Here is a 16,569-nt window from a genome sequence, read left to right on the forward strand (position 1 = left end):
ACTTTAGGCACATCCGAAGTGAGTCTCAACTATTCTACATATCAGCTTTTTGTTCCAAAGTACGCAGATGTCGATTATGAAAGTGCATCTGATATTATAATTGAGAATGCCGAAAAAAGAAATAGTTTTGGTGTTTCTGCGCTAGCCGTCCATGGCTTAATGGAGTCTGTTAAAAACCCCGATCTTAAATCTTTAATCGATAAAATAGATTTAATAGTTCCTGATGGTCAGCCCGTAAGATGGGCCTTAAATAGTTTCTATAAGTTGGGAATGAAGGAAAGAGTATATGGCCCAGAATTGACATTGCATGTTCTTGAGAAAGCAGATAAAAATGGCCTGAAAGTATACCTATATGGAAGTACGAAAGATACTCTAAAAAGCTTCAGGTTATTCATCAATACTCAATATAAAAACGTGCATGTCTGTGGGGTTCATGAGGATCGTTTTCGTGAGGCGACCGAAGAAGAAGATCAATCAGATGTACAAAAGATTAATGAAAGTGGTGCTAATATTGTCTTAGTTGGTCGGGGTTGTCCAAGGCAAGAATTTTGGGTGGCTAATCATAAAGACAAAGTTAATGCGGTAATGATGGCCGTTGGAGCGGCTTTTGACTTTCATGCGGGAAACATCAAACAAGCACCAGCATGGATGCAACTGAATGGTCTCGAGTGGTTTTACCGACTTACTCAAGAACCTAAAAGACTAGCTAATAGATACCTTGTCACCAATTCTATGTTTATCTTTAGATTTCTGAAGTTTCGCTACTTTTTAAGGCGTCCTTTCTAACCATTCATTGCCAAATTTATGTCCTCTAATAAAGATTCGAAGAAAATACTGAGCGTTATTACAGAACTTAAAGAGGAAGTCTTGAATTCGGGAAATAAGAGTGATCTCGATTACTTTAATTTTCATGAAGTACGCTTTTTTAGAATGGCTAAATCAGTTTTAAGCAGAATTCCATTAGGCTCTAAAGTTTTAGATATTGGCAGTCACTTTTTACACTCATCTATTATTTTAAAAAAACTTGGCTATGACGTCTCATCGATGGATATACAGATTTTTTGGGATATTAGTTTCGTAAAGTCTAGAGCTGAGCAATTTGACCTTGAACCTGTAATTGAGAATAATTTAGAGACATTTAAATCTATGGGAGCTGTCAATGACGAATTTGACCTTATTGTCTTCACAGAAATATTTGAACATATCACATTCAATCCAGTACATTTTTGGAACAGCATATATCGTATAACAAAATCGAATGGCTCAATTTATCTAACTACTCCGAATTCACTGGCCTTGCCAAACCTATTGAGGTCTTGTAAAAACTTACTTCTTTTAAAAGGAATTGGCCTTCAAATACCTGAAATCCTGAATTATGTTACCTATGGACACCATTGGAAAGAATATTCGAGAAAGGAGATTAAACAGTATTTCAGTCTTATTTCGGATGATTTTAAATTGAGCATTGATTTTTTCGAATATCAGAAGGTTACAAAGGACAATGGAATTAGAGGTGTTATTTGGTCAACCTTGCTCAAGGTTGGGACGCGAATTAATTGGTTGGCACCAAATATTGAAGCGATTATTAGAATTGAGAAGGTGATGGGATTAAAAATGAAGCCTCCTAAGTATCATTGAATCAACGTCTATCAAAATAAAAACAGAAGAAAATCAGCGGTCTCGTTTAAAGCATGAAAAAAATAATTGTAACCGGCTCAGGTGGATTAATAGGAAGTGAAGTTGTAAGTTTTTTCCGAAAAAGGTTGGATAGTTCATGGGATAGATAATAACATGTGTAAAGATTTTTTTGGATCGGGTGGTGATACTACCTGGAACATAAAGAGACTGGCTCAAACCTATCCAAATTATAAAGACACTTCCATAGATATAAGAAACCGGGATAAGGTAATTCACTTGATTTCTAGAATTCAGACAGATGCAGTTGTTCATGCGGCGGCTCAACCAAGCCATGACTTGCTGCTTAGCACCCTTTCGATGATTTTCATATAAACGCCGTTGGTACATTAAACCTTTTGGAAGCTCTAAGGCGATATACGATAGAAGTGCCATTTTGTGCATATTTCCACTAACAAAGTCTATGCAGACGGGCCAAATTCATTAAACCTTATTGAAAAGGAGTTTAGATGGGACTATGCTGATGAGTCTGATTATAATGGTATATCCAAAGGTTTTCTATTGATCAATCAAAGCACTCCATTTTTGGTGCCTCTAAGGTTTCAGCTGATGTTATGGTCCAAGAATATGGAAGATATTTTGGAATGCCTATTTGCCGTTTACGTGGAGGGAGACAAAACTCGATTTCGATATTGGAAGCTTTTAAATTAATAGAGGAAGTTTTTGGTAAGACTATGAAGTACACGTATAGTGATCAAAATAGGTCGGGAGATCATATTTGTTATATTTCTGACTTGAGTAAAATGCAAATACATTATCCCAGTTGGTGTATAACAAAGTCTTTAATCGAGACATTTCAAGAAATCCATCAAAGCTGGGTCAAAAGGATGGATTTATGAATTGTTCATTCTATAATTAAAAGCTATAGGAAAGTTTAAGGTCTAAATTCCAATTACTTCGATCTACTCCTGGGGTATCTGGAAACGCCGTAGGGTCATTAGGGTCAAATTTAACTTCCCATTGATGATTTAAGGAATGAGTATAAAAAAGTGAGGCGCTTAAAATCATTCTGTTTATCCGTTTTTCCCAGAATCCATTAATGCTGTAATCTACCCAGTAACGAGTAAAATCATTCGGGAAGGCTGAGTTGTTAAAGTCGTTATTATGAACATAACGTTCCAAAGCACCTCCTATTCTTTCGAACCCTTTTACCCAGGCAACTTCGAGGTATTGAGCATTCCCACCAGGTCCGAGAGCTGAGCCAAGGACTTCTCCATTGTTTGTATAACCATGTCGAACTCTACTATGAATATACCAACTCAAAGAATTCCGTAAAATTCTACTTTCCGTTTGAGACATTTGATTCCACTCAAAGTTGAATTGCCAATAAACATCCTTTTTATCAGTCGGAAATAATTTACTTACGCCTACAGTCAATGCCCTTGAATGATCGGTGTCTACTAAGAGATCTCGTAAATTTGCTGCTGCATCGTTTTTAGCAAATTCAAAATAGAACTCTGCCTGGGAATCAAACCATATCCACCTTCCGAAAAGTCCTGCGGCCTGGTCTCTGTCTATCTCGGTTCGGGTTACATTATTATCATTTTTTCTGAATAGGTTTGAGAATGCAGGGAAATAGTCGTTAGAATTTTTGGCGACTTCACTATACTGTTGCACCCATCTTGTGAAGCCAAGAGATAAGCCTTTGATCCATTTTGGTGAATAGCTAAATGTCATGGCCTGAAAGTATCGCCAATCATCCGGCTTGGGGACATACTGAATTCTTCCGCGTAATATTTGGTCGGCAGCTGGGGGTCTAAATCCAGATCCTTCTAACCTACCAGTAACTACTTGTCCCTCAAATTGTCCAATAACTGTGTCTATTGGTCGTTGAGTATTAAGGGTAATATGCGGGAACCCTTGAGCATTGCCACTCATCATAATACTATTCCTTCTTGCTGGACCCCACCATATATTTTCTGTTGATATTCCTAAAGACAAACCCCATTGATTGAGTCTTATACTTGATTGGCCCGGGGTAATCTGAGTATATGCAGATGTTCCATAACGTTCTGGTAGATCACTTCTGTTAAACCAAATATAACGAGTTTGCCAAGTGCTTTCCCAGTGCCTAGGCCAAAGAGGGAATCCTTGATAGTCCTTATTTTCGGCCCAAATAAATTCCGGTCTCAATTGGATTGACAGTGGGCCCGTCTCAAAGTAAACCCCAGCGCTTAAATAAGTCTGAAGACCTCTTGACCTTATCATTGCTCCATCGTTCCTACTATCAGGGTGCTTATGATCATATGCTAGCTTAAACTCAATGGGTAATGTTTTTAGCACGCCTTTACCTTTAAATAAACTAATAGCTTGACCAAAGTAATCTGAGTCATTAAAAACCGAACTATCTACTCTAATACCATTTTTAGTGAGGTTTATCGGGCGATAATTAAATGAGAATGCTGAGTCGAAACGACCTAAGAGCTGCTGTCTTCTCAAGTAGTCTTCTACAACTGGTGATCCAATCGGCAGGGTTTGTGAAATAGTGAAATTATAAACCGATATTAGGCAGATAATTATTAAAAAGCGTCTCATTATTTGGTAGTTAAAATAGATATACTCAGGTTATCCAAAGACCAGCTTTCGTCACAAATTGGATCAAAAGAATCATCTGTTTTTAGACGGTCGTAAAAAGCCAAAACTGTAGACGATCGTGTATGCGGAAAGACTTTTTCTATCCGATAGACGGATGTACCTATGGGAGAAGTTTGCCATAAGCACCAACCTTGCATATTTCTTGATAAAGCTAGTGCTCTTGCTTCTTGATTAAATGGAAATTCATTTGGGTATGATTGATTAAAACACCAGCCTGGAATACAAAGCCCATTTGAAAAAGTTGTCTCAAAGTATATCTTTTCGGCTGGGCTAATCTTTTTATCAGGGTCGAACTCTAAAATCCATGCATCATGGTCTAATTCTCCACTACCAGAATCATTGGAATTTCCTTCCCACGAATCATGAATGTATAAATTAAAAGTTAATTTGATATAGTCATGATCCGGTAAGTCATTCAATTTTAAACTAAAGCCGGAGTTATTGAAATTACCCATCACTTTGCTATCGTCAAATTCTGATATGTAGACACTGTCAATACCAGTATAATCGCCTGTTTCAAAATCATTGAAGTATACAAATATTTCTCTATCGAATTCGGGTTCTGCACAACTAGCCATTATGGCTAAAACGAGTATGACTAATAGCTTGTGCTTCATTTCTCAATATTAAAATTGTGCAAAGTAAACGATTTTCGAAAAATCAAAAACCACTCAATGTAAATTTCAGAGTGTTTAAAAAGGCCCTTAAATTCGTTTTTTGATAGTAATCTAATTTCATCCATAGTTATCTGTGCATTTTCTGGTTTCCACTTTTGTCCGAGACTAAGCTTTGTTTTTGTTAAAATAAAATAGGCTATTGAATGTGGGAGTTTATTGAAAAATGGAAAGCGGAAATGAGGTTCCAAGAAAAAATGCTTATTCGGTGTTTGAATGAAGTAAAAATGACCAACTCTAGAACATTCCTGAGCCATTTTTCTTTGACTCTCTAGGGTATAAAGGTGTTCGATTACCGAATTGCTAAATACTACATCAAATTCATTATTCTTAAAAGATGAAAGATCTGTGGCATCTCCGGCGAGTGAAATCATATTAGAAGATTGTACTAATTCTTTCTCAAGATTCACTAGGGTGATTTGTATGTTTTTTTGGTCATCATACCCTCTATTAGTCCAAAATGATTCTTTCCCGCCAACATCTAAAATTTTTACGGGTTTGGGTAAACCTCTAATGCATTGCTCAAAGAATTTAAATCGTTTTGCGCGAAAAAAATCTCCAAGACTTCCTTTGTTTTCTGAAAGCCTTAAGAACTGACTTTTCATGATTATCTTTAGCTGAGAATATAAGTTATGATCATTATTCAGAAGTTAAGTTTAAGCTTGTAAAAATAGCTAATTTCCGAATTCGGACTAAAATACTATTTAATTATTAATACGAATGCTTTTTGAATGCGATAGCCTGCGTATTTACGTTAAATTGAAAATTTAATGACCAGTCATTTGTGAAGAACCTATCCATGATGAGTTACTCTTTTTCAGCAATGCTCCTAAATACTCGGATGGTCAGAGGAACCCTTTGGATAACCTTTATCCTATTAATGAATGGAAACTTGCTCAAGGCGCAAATAAATGATTCTTTGAATGTCTCGGTGTCAGTGGGTTCTATATTAAGCAGTAATGCCGGCTTTCTTCCTCATTATCTAGTAAACAATAGATGGGGAGAAGTAAGCGAAAATCAGCGCTTTTTTGTCTCTGGTAAACTGAGTTATCAAAGTCCTTTAAGTAAAACAATAGATTTTTCTACTGAGTTTTCATTCAGAAATGATGTGCTTTCTACTCATTACTTCAGTCTTTCTGGGTATGAACTTGAATTGATTATTGGAAGGTATAAACGAACTGTCGGAGGTTTGGAGAATGACCTTTCAATTGGCTCACTAGGAATGAGCCAAAATGCTCTACCCATACCGCAAATAGGTTTGTCTATAAATGAGTTTATAGATGTACCGTTCACAGCAGGTTTTTTTAAAATTAAAGGGCACTTGAGTCACGGCTGGTTCGAAGATGAGCGACATGTTGCTAATGCTCAACTTCATTCTAAGTCTTTTTACTTAAAGCTAGACTTATCAAAAGAAATTGGATGGTCCGCGTCATCAGGAGTAATCCATTTTGCTCAATTTGGTGGGAATTCACCCGTACATGGAATTCAACCAAGTTCTTTCAGTGATTATTTAAGAGTTTTTGCTGGTTCTGGTATACCCAATCCAGATGGGACCACTGAGGGAGAAAGCAATGGTCTTGGTAATCATTTAGGTATAATAGAAACAACTGTAACGCAAGAAATAGGTGGGCATAAATTGACAATTAATTATCAAAAGCCTTTTGAAGATCAAGGCGGTCTACAATATGTCAGTCTTACCGATTATCTTTTTGGATTAGAGTGGGAATTGTCTAGGGAATCTTCGGTATTAAATAAGGTTTACATCGAGTATATGCAAACCAAATGGCAAGGAGGCCCTGGTGTGCCTGACCCGATTGGAGATGTTGTTTCACAAGATGATAACTTTGGTTATTCTTTTGGCGGAAGGGATGATATGTATAATAATTGGCTTTATAGAGATGGTTGGACATATAAAAATAGAGTTATCGGAAACCCGCTGTTTCTAACTTTCAATAGGGCGAGAAATTTTTTCGGTGAGTTTCCTGATTATGCAAGATCGATTGTTAATAATAGGATTCGAGCGGTAAATATAGGCCTAAAAGGACGTTTTAGTAATGTGTTAAGCTACCATGGATTATTTACATATACGAATAACTTCGGTACATATACTGCCCTTTATGAGGGCAGGTTTAATTGGAATGGTCCAATCACAAATGATGATTTCGAGTATGTTTTTCGTCCTGGTAGAGATCAGGTCTATACTCAATTAAAGTTCCGTTATGATCAAACCTTTCGAAAGATGCCAATTTTTTTGGAGCTTAGGATAGCGTACGATTTCGGAGACTTGTATAATGCGTTTGGCTCTGAATTCTCAGTAACATATAATTTTACCAAAGATTAAAACTATTAATGGTTGCGCTGTGATTCATTTTCTCTAATTTTAAAAAATCAGCGTGAGTGATTCGAATTTATTTTAACCCAAATTGAGAAAACGTTTTAATAAATATTTCCCCCCACTTTTCATCACGGGTGAGCTAATTGTAATTGCGCTATTATTCCTTATCTCCCTTTATATTGCTTTTGGAAACCTGATAATACCCCCATCATTTAATAATGCGTTCTTCATTTATATGGTAACGTGGCCAGCCCTTTCTTACCTAAGGAAGGACTTTAAGATTGGAAGGGCAGTAAGTTATTACAATACATTCAAGAAAGCATTTACCAGCGTGTTCATCTTCGTTTCTGTGGTTTCTCTATTATGGTTGTTCACATCACGGGATCCAATTAATAGACATTTTTCTACTACTTTGATACTGTTGCTATTTGTGTGGCTTACCATTTACAGGGTATTCGTACATCTGGTATTAGACAGATATAGAACTTTTGGAGGCAATATAAGGAACGCTGTGATTGTTGGATATGATCAACTCGGTTTTAACCTGTATGACCTTATTCAGCGTAAACCACATTATGGTTTAAGGTGCAGTGGTATTTATAGCATTAGTGACGAAACTAAATCCTCTAAATACCCACTTAATGGTAATTTAAAGGATTTGTATTCCCTAGATATCTCATCTATTGATTTCATTTATATAAGCGCGAATCTAAATAGGCAGATTAGAGATGAAGTGATTTCTTATGCGGATCGGTACGCAAAAAAAATTAAGCTCTTACCTGAAATAAAGACTGACTTACTGAAGACTTTTGTTCTTCGAAGGTATGAAAGTATCCCAATTATTGATATCAATAACCTTCCCTTAGATAATGTTGCCAATAAAGTTTTCAAAAGATCATTTGATTTTATTTTTTCTTTAGTCATGATCTTTGGTTTCCTTTCTTGGATGTACCCGATTTTTGGTTTGATAATCAGTCTTGAAAGTAAAGGGCCAGTTTTCTTTAGACAGAAAAGAGAAGGAAAGGATGGAAGTTGGTTTTATTGTTTGAAGTTTCGTACCATGAAGATGAACGATCAAGCGGATACACATTGGGCTTCAAAAAATGATCCACGGGTAACGAAGTTCGGTGCTTTTTTACGAAGAACATCCCTTGATGAGTTTCCTCAATTTTTGAATGTATTCCTTGGAGAAATGTCAATAGTTGGTCCCCGCCCTCATCCTATTTCGTTAAATGAGACTTATCGTGGTAAAGTCGAAAAATTTGCTAAGCGGCATGAATATAAACCAGGTGTTACAGGTCTTGCCCAAGCAATGGGGTACAGAGGCGAGATCAACGAATTCTATCAGATGAATTCGCGGGTGAAATTGGATAGGTTTTACTTACAAAATTGGTCTTTCTGGTTAGATTTGAGTATAATCCTCAGGACTTTTTATGGGGTAGTTAAAGGTCAGGAGAAGGCGTATTGATGTCTTTAAAAATTAAATGACTTTGAGTAACTTATCTGAAAGGCTAAATTATTCCCTCCGTCAAAATTGGCATTTTGATAATTCATTCTTCCGCTAATTCTGGAATAGCCATCTATTTGATAGTTAATGTCTATATCCACTGATTTCATTCTAAGTGTAGGTGTAATTATTTCGTACTTTGTGCCCTTATTTTTGAAATCTGTGTATTTAATTTTATAGTGTAGTCCTTTGACCCTACCTTCTACACCAATATTTAACGCATTGATGCTATTTTTAATCCTTGAAATAGATTGGCTTTCCGGATTTAAGATTAAGAATATAGGGTTTCCAATGACTACGTTTTGAAATGACCACCCAGATTTATAAACACCGTTATTCAAAAAATTGTCTGGTTCAAAAATTGGTGTTCCATCGTCAGCAGTTTTCTGTGCGTTTTGATTGTTAGTTCTCACAATTTCAAACACTAACTTATTTATCAGCTCAGAATTATTCAGATCCAATGAGATACCCATTAGTCCATCACGCCAGTTAAAAGGTGTAAGTCCCGACTTATCTTCCCATAGAAATTGCCAATAATTGCTTAAAGTGAAATGTTTGAATTTCATGGAGCCTCTTAGATCATAACTCCCAAGATGATTTCCCAAGGCATTTATTTGGTCGGTTAACAGTGCGTCTGCTCCTCCAGAAGAGCCTACAAAAATTCGGGCATAATTTATAAAGCCAGTTGGCTGAGATGTTTCGTTTAAGAGGTTGTTACCTCCCCATTGTGCATTGTGGTTGAGTCCACCAATGAGGCTTAGCCTCTGTGAAATAGTTGAGAATCTAAGGTAGAAATACTTCTGATGGAGATAGGCGTTACTCTGGTATCTGTTATTCTCGAACTGCCCATGAGCCAAATATCCTCTAAAAGATACTACCCTGCCTAAGAGCGGAGGCTTTTTCCACCCATTTGTAGATAAAGATATTTTTGGGATAGGACGAGCATTATTACCATAAACTAGATTTCCAATAGAGAGCGTACTGTCATTTAAGCCAAACTCTTCCTCGGTAAGTCCTATGTTTAACGAAAGAAACCTTGTTTGAATGCCTCCATTTGCCTGAATTATGCTTCCGTTAATTGTTTCGCGGACACCAAAAATGGTTTCAATATTCCACTGAGCTCTTAAACCTTCAATAATTTTGGTGTTTCCATTGTATGAATAAATTTGATAAAGAGAATTAGCAAATTCATCTGTAAACCTGTTTGAATTATTTCCTTTAACCCAAAAAGGGAGTTCGCTTCTTACACTTATAAGTGCCCCACTTTCAACGTTTAGGCTGTGACTAACAGATTTAATACTGTCATTCGCGCCTTCTTGGGCATAAGTACTTGAATACCCAATAATCAATATTATAATAAGCCTAAACTTGACCATATGCATTAGACTACCTTAACGTTAAAAAGGTTGTAGGCTACTTAATAAAAGAAGAAAAGTTTTTATGTTCCGTTTTGTGCAGGTTTACTTTGGGAAGAGATTTGAAATAATCGTAGGTAATTTTTAAACCTTCAGATCGATCTACTTTCGGTGACCAGTCTAAAATCTCTTTTGCTTTAGATATGTTGGGTTGTCTTTGCATTGGATCATCTTTAGGTAGATCTTTATAAATAACCTTTTGCTGAGTTCCTGTTAACTTGATTATTTCATTCGCAAATTGAGATATTGTGATTTCATCAGGGTTACCGATATTAACTGGGTATGGGTAATCTGACATTAGTAATCGAAATATTCCTTCAACTTGATCATCTACATAACAAAAGGATCTAGTCTGGCTGCCATCTCCAAATATGCTTAGATCTTCACCTCTAAGTGCCTGACCAATGAAAGCTGGCAAAACGCGCCCATCATTAAGTCTCATTCTCGGCCCATATGTATTGAATATTCTTACTATTCTAGTTTCAAGGTTGTGATAGGTGTGATAAGCCATAGTTATGGCTTCCTGAAATCGTTTGGCTTCATCATAAACACCTCTAGGCCCAACAGGATTAACATTTCCATAGTATTCCTCTACCTGAGGGTGTACTAAAGGGTCTCCATAGACTTCGGAGGTAGATGCAATAAGCATTCTAGCCTTTTTAGCTCTCGCTAAGCCCAGTAAGTTGTGTGTGCCTAACGAACCTACTTTTAATGTCTGAATAGGGATTTTTAAATAATCTATCGGGCTCGCAGGAGATGCAAAATGAAGGATGTAATCTAGTTTTCCGGCCACATGTACGAAAGAGGAAACATCATGGTGATGGAACTCGAAATTCTCAAGCGGCATCAAGTGCTCAATGTTATCTAGGCTACCTGTAATTAGGTTATCCATTCCGATGACATGAAAACCCTCTTTTATAAAGCGATCGGAGAGGTGAGACCCTAAGAATCCAGCAGCACCAGTTATAAGTATTCTCTTTTTCATTGTTCCTGACTTAAACCGATACCATAATAAGCATAACCTAAATCCTTTACTTCGACTGGGTCATAAATGTTACGTCCATCGAAGATCACCTTATTCTTTAATAATTTACTTACCACACTGAAATTGGGCACTCTAAATTCCGGCCATTCGGTAACTAAAAGGAGTGCGTCAGCATCGACCAATGCTTCGTATTCATCCTTGCAATAAGTAACAGTATCTTTCAAATCTCTCTCAGCTTCTTCCATAGCAACTGGATCAAAGGCTTTCACTTCTGCTCCTAATGCGATTAGCTGATTAATAATTACGATTGAAGGTGCTTCCCTCATATCATCCGTTTTAGGTTTGAAGGAAAGGCCCCACACTGCGAAAGTCATGCCGCTCAGGTCATTACCGAAGTGTTTTTTTACTTTATTTACTAGGACTGATTTTTGGTGTTCATTAACATCCTCAACGGATTGTAGAACCCGCATTGGGTATCCATTTTCCTCAGCTGTTTTTATAAGTGCTTTTACATCCTTTGGAAAGCAAGATCCTCCATAACCTACTCCTGGGTAGATGAATTTTGTTCCTATTCTTGAATCGCTTCCAATCCCTCGTCTAACCATATTGACATCAGCTCCCATGATCTCACATAAGTTAGCAATGTCATTCATAAAACTGATTTTAGTCGCTAACATTGAGTTGGCTGCATACTTGGTCATTTCTGCAGAAGGAACGTCCATAAAAATTGTTGGGTGTCCATTAAGAAGAAAAGGTTTATATAATTTCTCCATTATAGATTGAGCTCTGTCAGTTTCTACCCCTACCACTATTCTATCAGGCTTAAGAAAATCTTGAATTGCAGCTCCTTCCTTTAAGAATTCTGGATTTGAGGCAACATCAAATTGCAATTTCGAATTTCTGTTTTCAAGAGCTTTAGCGACAGTATTTTTAACTTTTTGAGCTGTTCCAACGGGTACGGTGCTTTTTGTAACAACAACTATATAATCATTCATGTGTTGACCCACTTCATCAGCAACGGCCAGTACATATTTTAAATCAGCACTGCCATCTTCACCGGGAGGAGTTCCTACCGCAATGAAAACAGCTTCAGAAGCTATTATACTCTCTTGTAAACTCGTTGAAAAATGTAATCTTCCTTTTTCGACGTTTCTTAGAACCATAGTTTCTAATCCAGGTTCATAAATGGGCATGATACCTTCTTTCAGGTTATCGATCTTTTTTTGGTCGATATCTACACAGGTAACATCAATTCCAACTTCAGAAAAGCATGTTCCTGTAACAAGGCCAACATATCCGGTTCCAACTATTGTGATTTTCATAATAATAATAATATTTGATACAAATGTATCTTGTGCGATTTCTTATTAATTATTGATCGACCAAAGTTAACATTCATTCGTTAACTGACAGAATCTGACGATGACTTGTTCGAGAGCTTTTGCTGCCATTTCCAGGAGTCTCTCATAGCTTCTGTCAAAGAGTGCTGAGTTTCCCATTTTAGTATTTGCCTTGATTTATCGACCTGCGCAAAAATTTGCTCTACATCTCCAGCACGTCTATCACCAATTTTGAAGTTAAGTTTTAGCCCGCTTACTGATTCGAAAGCGTTTATAACTTCTAAAACAGTATTTCCTCTACCTGTGCCAATGTTTAGAACATCGAAATGCTGATCACTATTCTCCACCTCCAAGTATTCTATACAGCGTACATGAGCATCGGCTAGATCCATAACATGAATGTAATCCCTAATGCAGGTTCCATCAGGAGTGTCATAATTATCTCCAAATACTGTTAATGAATCTCTAAGGCCAGCGGCAGTTTGTGTAATAAAAGGAACTAGGTTATTCGGCGTTCCTAACGGTAATTCTCCAATTTCTGAAGAAGGATGAGCTCCAATAGGGTTAAAATACCTTAAAGCGATGGCTTTCAAGGTTGTTCCTGAGTTTATAGTATCCTCAATAATTTCTTCACCAATCTGTTTTGTATTACCATACGGTGAATTGGCAGGTTTTTTAGGTGTCTCTTCTGTCACAGGTAATTTATCTGGTTGTCCATAAACGGTACAAGAGGAAGAAAAGATTAAATTCTTTACATTGAATTCTTTCACTACTTCAAGTAATGAAACTAAACCTGAAACATTATTTTTGTAGTAATAGAGTGGTTTTTCAACCGATTCACCAACTGCTTTCTTCGCCGCAAAATGAATAATACCTTCAATTTTATGATTGCCAAATATCTTCTTCAAAAGACTTTGATCTAAGATGTCACCTTCGTAAACTTTGAAATCCTTACCAGTAATATTTTTAATCCCTTGAATTACTGAGTGTTGAGAATTGGAAAAGTCATCGATGATAATTGGGTTATATCCGTGTTCGTGAAGTTTTACCACGACGTGGGATCCTATATACCCAGCGCCGCCTGTTACGAGAATATTTTTCATACGATTCAAAAATAGAGTTATAGTCTGATTTAATCCCTTAGTACTGTTATTTTTGTTGCATAATAAGAGAGTTATTTATGGCTGATCAGTTTAAGTCTATTTCAGATGAGATAAGTTCTTTCAAGGTGGCTACTTCAGACGACCTGGAAGCGTACAGATTAAGGTTTATTGGTAGAAAAAATATCATTGGCGATTTGTTTGCGCAAATGAGAAATGTACCCAATGATGAAAAGAAGACTTTTGGTCAGAAAGTAAATGAACTTAAGAACTTGGCTCAGAATAAGTTTCAAGAGCTTATTGAGTCATTGAATTCTGGAGATAGTAATGAAGAGTCTTATGATGATCTTACACTTCCGGCAGCAAAATCTTCTTTTGGATCTATTCATCCACTAACGGCCACTAGACAACGTTTTATTCAAATTTTTGAAAGAATTGGATTCAATGTTTCTTCTGGGCCCGAGATAGAGGATGATTGGCATAATTTTACAGCACTTAACTTTCCGGAAAATCATCCGGCAAGAGAAATGCAGGATACATTTTTCATTGAAAAGAATCCAGATATTGCTTTAAGAACACATACATCTAGTGTGCAAATTAGAGTTTTAGAAAACGAAGAACCGCCTATTCGCACACTATCACCTGGACGAGTATTTAGGAATGAAGCCATCTCGGCGAGGGCACACTGTGTATTTCATCAGATGGAGGGTTTATATGTGGATAAGGATGTTTCTTTTTCTGACCTCAAACAGACTTTGTTTCATTTCGCCAAAGAAATGTTTAGCAAGAAAACTCAAATCAGGTTTAGACCATCTTATTTTCCATTTACAGAGCCGAGTGCTGAAATAGATATTTCTTGTCAGATTTGCCATGGCGAAGGCTGCAATATCTGTAAGTATACAGGATGGGTAGAAATTGGTGGTGCTGGAATGGTCGATCCAAATGTCCTTGAAAACTGTAATATAGATTCGTCGGTTTACTCAGGTTTTGCTTTTGGAATGGGTATAGAAAGGATAACAATGCTTAGATATGGTGTCAAAGACCTTAGGCTATTTACTGAAAATGATGTGCGTTTTCTAAAACAGTTTAACTCCTTATGATCATGCTTGACGAAATTTCCTCTGTAGCTGTTGTCGGGGCCGGAACAATGGGCCAGGGTATAGCTCAAATAAGTGCTTTTGCAGGTTATAATGTTGTGCTCTATGATTTAGAGGAATCAGCTTTGCAAAAAGCAGAGCAAATTATAGCATCTAACCTTTCAAAAGGAATTGAACGAGGAAAACTAACTAAAGAACAAAAAGCAGATACGTTAAATAGGATTACATATTCTGATGACGATAAATCTTTGGTAGCTGATATCGTAATTGAAGCTATTGTTGAAAATCTGGATGTTAAAAGAAGCCTATTTAAAAGGCTTGAAGAGCTTAACTCAGAAAAGACTATTCTTGCTACAAATACATCTTCAATACCTATTACTCGAATTGGGGCTGGTTTAAACAATCCTGAGCGCTTTGTAGGGATGCATTTTTTCAATCCTGCTCATATTATGAAGTTAGTAGAGGTTATTTCTGGCGCTGCAACTAGTAAAGAAGTTGCAAATACGGTTTATGAATTGGCAAATAAACTGAGTAAAGTGCCAGTAATGGCAGCCGATGCTCCCGGATTTATAGTAAATAGAGTAGCTAGGCACTTCTATGTAGAAGGGTTGAAAGTTTTGGAAGAGGGCGTATGTGATGTAGAAGGAATTGACCGACTGATTGAGAGTTCTGGTTTCAGAATGGGCCCTTTTCGCCTAATGGACTTAATTGGCGTGGATACTAATTATTCAGTGACTGAATCAATGTTTAATGCTTTTCATCAAGATTCAAAATTCAGACCATCTAGAATACAACAACAAAAAGTTGATGCAGGACATCATGGAAGGAAAAGTAAAAAAGGGTTTTATACTTACGACTAAAGTAGCTTTTCGATCAATTTATCTATTGTAATACCTTCAGCTTCAGCTTTGAAGTTTCTTACAATTCTGTGCCTTAATATAGGTTTAGCGACTGCCTGAACATCTTCAATATCTGGAGAATATTTACCGTTTATTAGTGCATGACACTTAGCGGCGATCACAAGGCTTTGAGAAGCTCTTGGGCCGGCTCCCCATTCTACATATTCTTTAGTGATTTCCGGAGCAGATTCGCTAACAATCCTTGTTTTGTGTACTAATCCAACCGCATACTCTACAACGTTATCCGCTACAGGAACCCTTCTCACCAGCTTTTGATAATCAATCACGTTTTGAGCGCTAAGCACATGTGAAACTTCATTTTTAACATCAGAAGTCGTGTTTTTAACAATATCGACTTCAGATTGAAATGATGGATATGTCAATGTTATATTGAAAAGAAATCTATCTAATTGTGCTTCAGGAAGCGGATAGGTTCCTTCTTGTTCTATTGGGTTCTGTGTTGCTAATACAAAGAATGGGCGATCAAGATCGAAGTGCTGACCGGCTACTGTAACAGTGTATTCTTGCATTGATTCTAGAAGTGCGGCCTGTGTTTTTGGAGGAGTTCTATTGATCTCATCTGCCAAAATGATATTCGCGAAAATTGGACCTTTGATAAACTTGAAATTTCTGTCTTTATCGATAGTTTCTGCCCCTAATATGTCGGAAGGCATTAAATCTGGAGTAAACTGAATTCTTTTAAAGCTCAAGTCAAGGGCTTGAGAAATGGTTTGAATAAGTAAAGTTTTAGCTAGACCTGGGACTCCGACAAGGAGGCTATGCCCTTGACAAAAGATAGATGTCAACAAGAGGTTGACTACCTCGTCTTGACCAATAATCACTTTGGAAACTTCGTTTTTTAGCTTTTTGAAATCTTCAAAGAATTTGTCGGCTAATGCGACATCGGATGTAGAGTCACTCATTATT

16 protein-coding genes are annotated in these 16,569 nt (G+C 36.9%); 8 read left to right on the forward strand and 8 right to left on the reverse strand.

Annotated features, from left to right (window positions below):
* The first annotated feature begins 18 nt into the window (after nucleotides 1–18).
* From JXQ92_RS11570 to JXQ92_RS11585, 4 genes are all read left to right on the forward strand, one after another.
* Complete coding sequence (locus JXQ92_RS11570) at nucleotides 19–786, forward strand: WecB/TagA/CpsF family glycosyltransferase (RefSeq protein ID WP_421986777.1); 768 nt, start codon at nucleotides 19–21, stop codon at nucleotides 784–786.
* Between the two features lie 18 nt (nucleotides 787–804).
* A complete protein-coding gene (locus JXQ92_RS11575; RefSeq protein ID WP_421986778.1) occupies nucleotides 805–1,638 on the forward strand; it encodes a class I SAM-dependent methyltransferase in 834 nt (277 codons plus the stop codon).
* A 153-nt stretch (nucleotides 1,639–1,791) separates the two neighbouring features.
* On the forward strand, nucleotides 1,792–2,010 hold the full coding sequence (locus tag JXQ92_RS11580) for a hypothetical protein (protein WP_421986779.1): 219 nt from the start codon (nucleotides 1,792–1,794) through the stop codon (nucleotides 2,008–2,010).
* Between the two features lie 63 nt (nucleotides 2,011–2,073).
* On the forward strand, nucleotides 2,074–2,346 hold the full coding sequence (locus JXQ92_RS11585; RefSeq protein ID WP_421986780.1) for a hypothetical protein: 273 nt from the start codon (nucleotides 2,074–2,076) through the stop codon (nucleotides 2,344–2,346).
* Nucleotides 2,347–2,550: 204 nt separating this feature from the next.
* Here JXQ92_RS11585 and JXQ92_RS11590 read toward each other — a convergent pair whose 3' ends face one another.
* From JXQ92_RS11590 to JXQ92_RS11600, 3 genes are read right to left on the reverse strand one after another with little or no spacing between them, the layout of a single operon-like run.
* Entirely contained in the window at nucleotides 2,551–4,230 is a 1,680-nt protein-coding gene (locus JXQ92_RS11590) for a capsule assembly Wzi family protein (protein WP_421986781.1), read from the reverse strand.
* Complete coding sequence (locus JXQ92_RS11595) at nucleotides 4,230–4,907, reverse strand: hypothetical protein (RefSeq protein WP_421986782.1); 678 nt, start codon at nucleotides 4,905–4,907, stop codon at nucleotides 4,230–4,232. The genes JXQ92_RS11590 and JXQ92_RS11595 overlap by 1 nt, the downstream gene beginning before the upstream one ends.
* Nucleotides 4,904–5,569, reverse strand: a complete 666-nt coding sequence (locus JXQ92_RS11600; protein WP_421986783.1) for a class I SAM-dependent methyltransferase — start codon at nucleotides 5,567–5,569, stop codon at nucleotides 4,904–4,906. The genes JXQ92_RS11595 and JXQ92_RS11600 overlap by 4 nt, the downstream gene beginning before the upstream one ends.
* Nucleotides 5,570–5,805: 236 nt before the next feature.
* Between JXQ92_RS11600 and JXQ92_RS11605 the strand changes: the two genes are divergently transcribed.
* Entirely contained in the window at nucleotides 5,806–7,305 is a 1,500-nt protein-coding gene (locus JXQ92_RS11605; protein ID WP_421986784.1) for a capsule assembly Wzi family protein, read from the forward strand.
* 82 nt (nucleotides 7,306–7,387) lie between these two features.
* Nucleotides 7,388–8,767, forward strand: coding sequence for an exopolysaccharide biosynthesis polyprenyl glycosylphosphotransferase (locus JXQ92_RS11610; RefSeq protein ID WP_421986785.1), 1,380 nt, complete (start codon nucleotides 7,388–7,390; stop codon nucleotides 8,765–8,767).
* 5 nt (nucleotides 8,768–8,772) lie between these two features.
* Here the strand turns inward: JXQ92_RS11610 and JXQ92_RS11615 are convergent, their stop codons facing one another.
* The 4 genes from JXQ92_RS11615 to galE all read right to left on the reverse strand — a co-directional run bounded on the left by JXQ92_RS11615 (nucleotide 8,773) and on the right by galE (nucleotide 13,649).
* Nucleotides 8,773–10,182 carry a capsule assembly Wzi family protein gene (locus tag JXQ92_RS11615; protein WP_421986786.1) on the reverse strand — a complete coding sequence of 470 codons (1,410 nt, stop codon included), beginning with the start codon at nucleotides 10,180–10,182 and terminating at the stop codon, nucleotides 8,773–8,775.
* Between the two features lie 37 nt (nucleotides 10,183–10,219).
* Entirely contained in the window at nucleotides 10,220–11,206 is a 987-nt protein-coding gene (locus JXQ92_RS11620) for a UDP-glucuronic acid decarboxylase family protein (protein ID WP_421986787.1), read from the reverse strand.
* Nucleotides 11,203–12,528 (reverse strand): UDP-glucose dehydrogenase family protein, encoded by a 1,326-nt coding sequence (locus tag JXQ92_RS11625; RefSeq protein WP_421986788.1) that lies wholly within the window; start codon nucleotides 12,526–12,528, stop codon nucleotides 11,203–11,205. The genes JXQ92_RS11620 and JXQ92_RS11625 overlap by 4 nt, the downstream gene beginning before the upstream one ends.
* 80 nt (nucleotides 12,529–12,608) lie before the next feature.
* Nucleotides 12,609–13,649: a UDP-glucose 4-epimerase GalE gene (gene galE, locus JXQ92_RS11630; protein WP_421986789.1), complete on the reverse strand. Its 1,041-nt coding sequence runs from the start codon at nucleotides 13,647–13,649 to the stop codon at nucleotides 12,609–12,611.
* 77 nt (nucleotides 13,650–13,726) lie between these two features.
* Between galE and pheS the strand changes: the two genes are divergently transcribed.
* Both pheS and JXQ92_RS11640 read left to right on the forward strand, forming a co-directional pair.
* Nucleotides 13,727–14,746: a phenylalanine--tRNA ligase subunit alpha gene (gene pheS / locus JXQ92_RS11635; protein ID WP_421986790.1), complete on the forward strand. Its 1,020-nt coding sequence runs from the start codon at nucleotides 13,727–13,729 to the stop codon at nucleotides 14,744–14,746.
* Between the two features lie 2 nt (nucleotides 14,747–14,748).
* Nucleotides 14,749–15,603 carry a 3-hydroxyacyl-CoA dehydrogenase NAD-binding domain-containing protein gene (locus JXQ92_RS11640; RefSeq protein WP_421986791.1) on the forward strand — a complete coding sequence of 285 codons (855 nt, stop codon included), beginning with the start codon at nucleotides 14,749–14,751 and terminating at the stop codon, nucleotides 15,601–15,603.
* Here JXQ92_RS11640 and JXQ92_RS11645 read toward each other — a convergent pair.
* Nucleotides 15,600–16,565 carry an AAA family ATPase gene (locus JXQ92_RS11645; protein WP_421986792.1) on the reverse strand — a complete coding sequence of 322 codons (966 nt, stop codon included), beginning with the start codon at nucleotides 16,563–16,565 and terminating at the stop codon, nucleotides 15,600–15,602. The genes JXQ92_RS11640 and JXQ92_RS11645 overlap by 4 nt on opposite strands.
* Nucleotides 16,566–16,569 lie beyond the last annotated feature (4 nt).

This window comes from Roseivirga sp. (assembly GCF_049099775.1).
GTDB lineage: Bacteria > Bacteroidota > Bacteroidia > Cytophagales > Cyclobacteriaceae > Roseivirga.

Bases quoted from the DNA above. Each gene is read 5' to 3' on its own strand.
- JXQ92_RS11625 (WP_421986788.1), bottom strand. From the start codon at position 12,528: ATGAAAATCACAATAGTTGGAACCGGATATGTTGGCCTTGTTACAGGA.
- JXQ92_RS11580 (WP_421986779.1), top strand. From the start codon at position 1,792: ATGTGTAAAGATTTTTTTGGATCGGGTGGTGATACTACCTGGAACATA.
- JXQ92_RS11600 (WP_421986783.1), bottom strand. From the start codon at position 5,569: ATGAAAAGTCAGTTCTTAAGGCTTTCAGAAAACAAAGGAAGTCTTGGA.
- JXQ92_RS11590 (WP_421986781.1), bottom strand. From the start codon at position 4,230: ATGAGACGCTTTTTAATAATTATCTGCCTAATATCGGTTTATAATTTC.
- JXQ92_RS11595 (WP_421986782.1), bottom strand. From the start codon at position 4,907: ATGAAGCACAAGCTATTAGTCATACTCGTTTTAGCCATAATGGCTAGT.
- JXQ92_RS11605 (WP_421986784.1), top strand. From the start codon at position 5,806: ATGGTCAGAGGAACCCTTTGGATAACCTTTATCCTATTAATGAATGGA.
- JXQ92_RS11645 (WP_421986792.1), bottom strand. From the start codon at position 16,565: ATGAGTGACTCTACATCCGATGTCGCATTAGCCGACAAATTCTTTGAA.
- galE (WP_421986789.1), bottom strand. From the start codon at position 13,649: ATGAAAAATATTCTCGTAACAGGCGGCGCTGGGTATATAGGATCCCAC.
- JXQ92_RS11575 (WP_421986778.1), top strand. From the start codon at position 805: ATGTCCTCTAATAAAGATTCGAAGAAAATACTGAGCGTTATTACAGAA.
- JXQ92_RS11640 (WP_421986791.1), top strand. From the start codon at position 14,749: ATGCTTGACGAAATTTCCTCTGTAGCTGTTGTCGGGGCCGGAACAATG.
- JXQ92_RS11620 (WP_421986787.1), bottom strand. From the start codon at position 11,206: ATGAAAAAGAGAATACTTATAACTGGTGCTGCTGGATTCTTAGGGTCT.
- pheS (WP_421986790.1), top strand. From the start codon at position 13,727: ATGGCTGATCAGTTTAAGTCTATTTCAGATGAGATAAGTTCTTTCAAG.
- JXQ92_RS11615 (WP_421986786.1), bottom strand. From the start codon at position 10,182: ATGGTCAAGTTTAGGCTTATTATAATATTGATTATTGGGTATTCAAGT.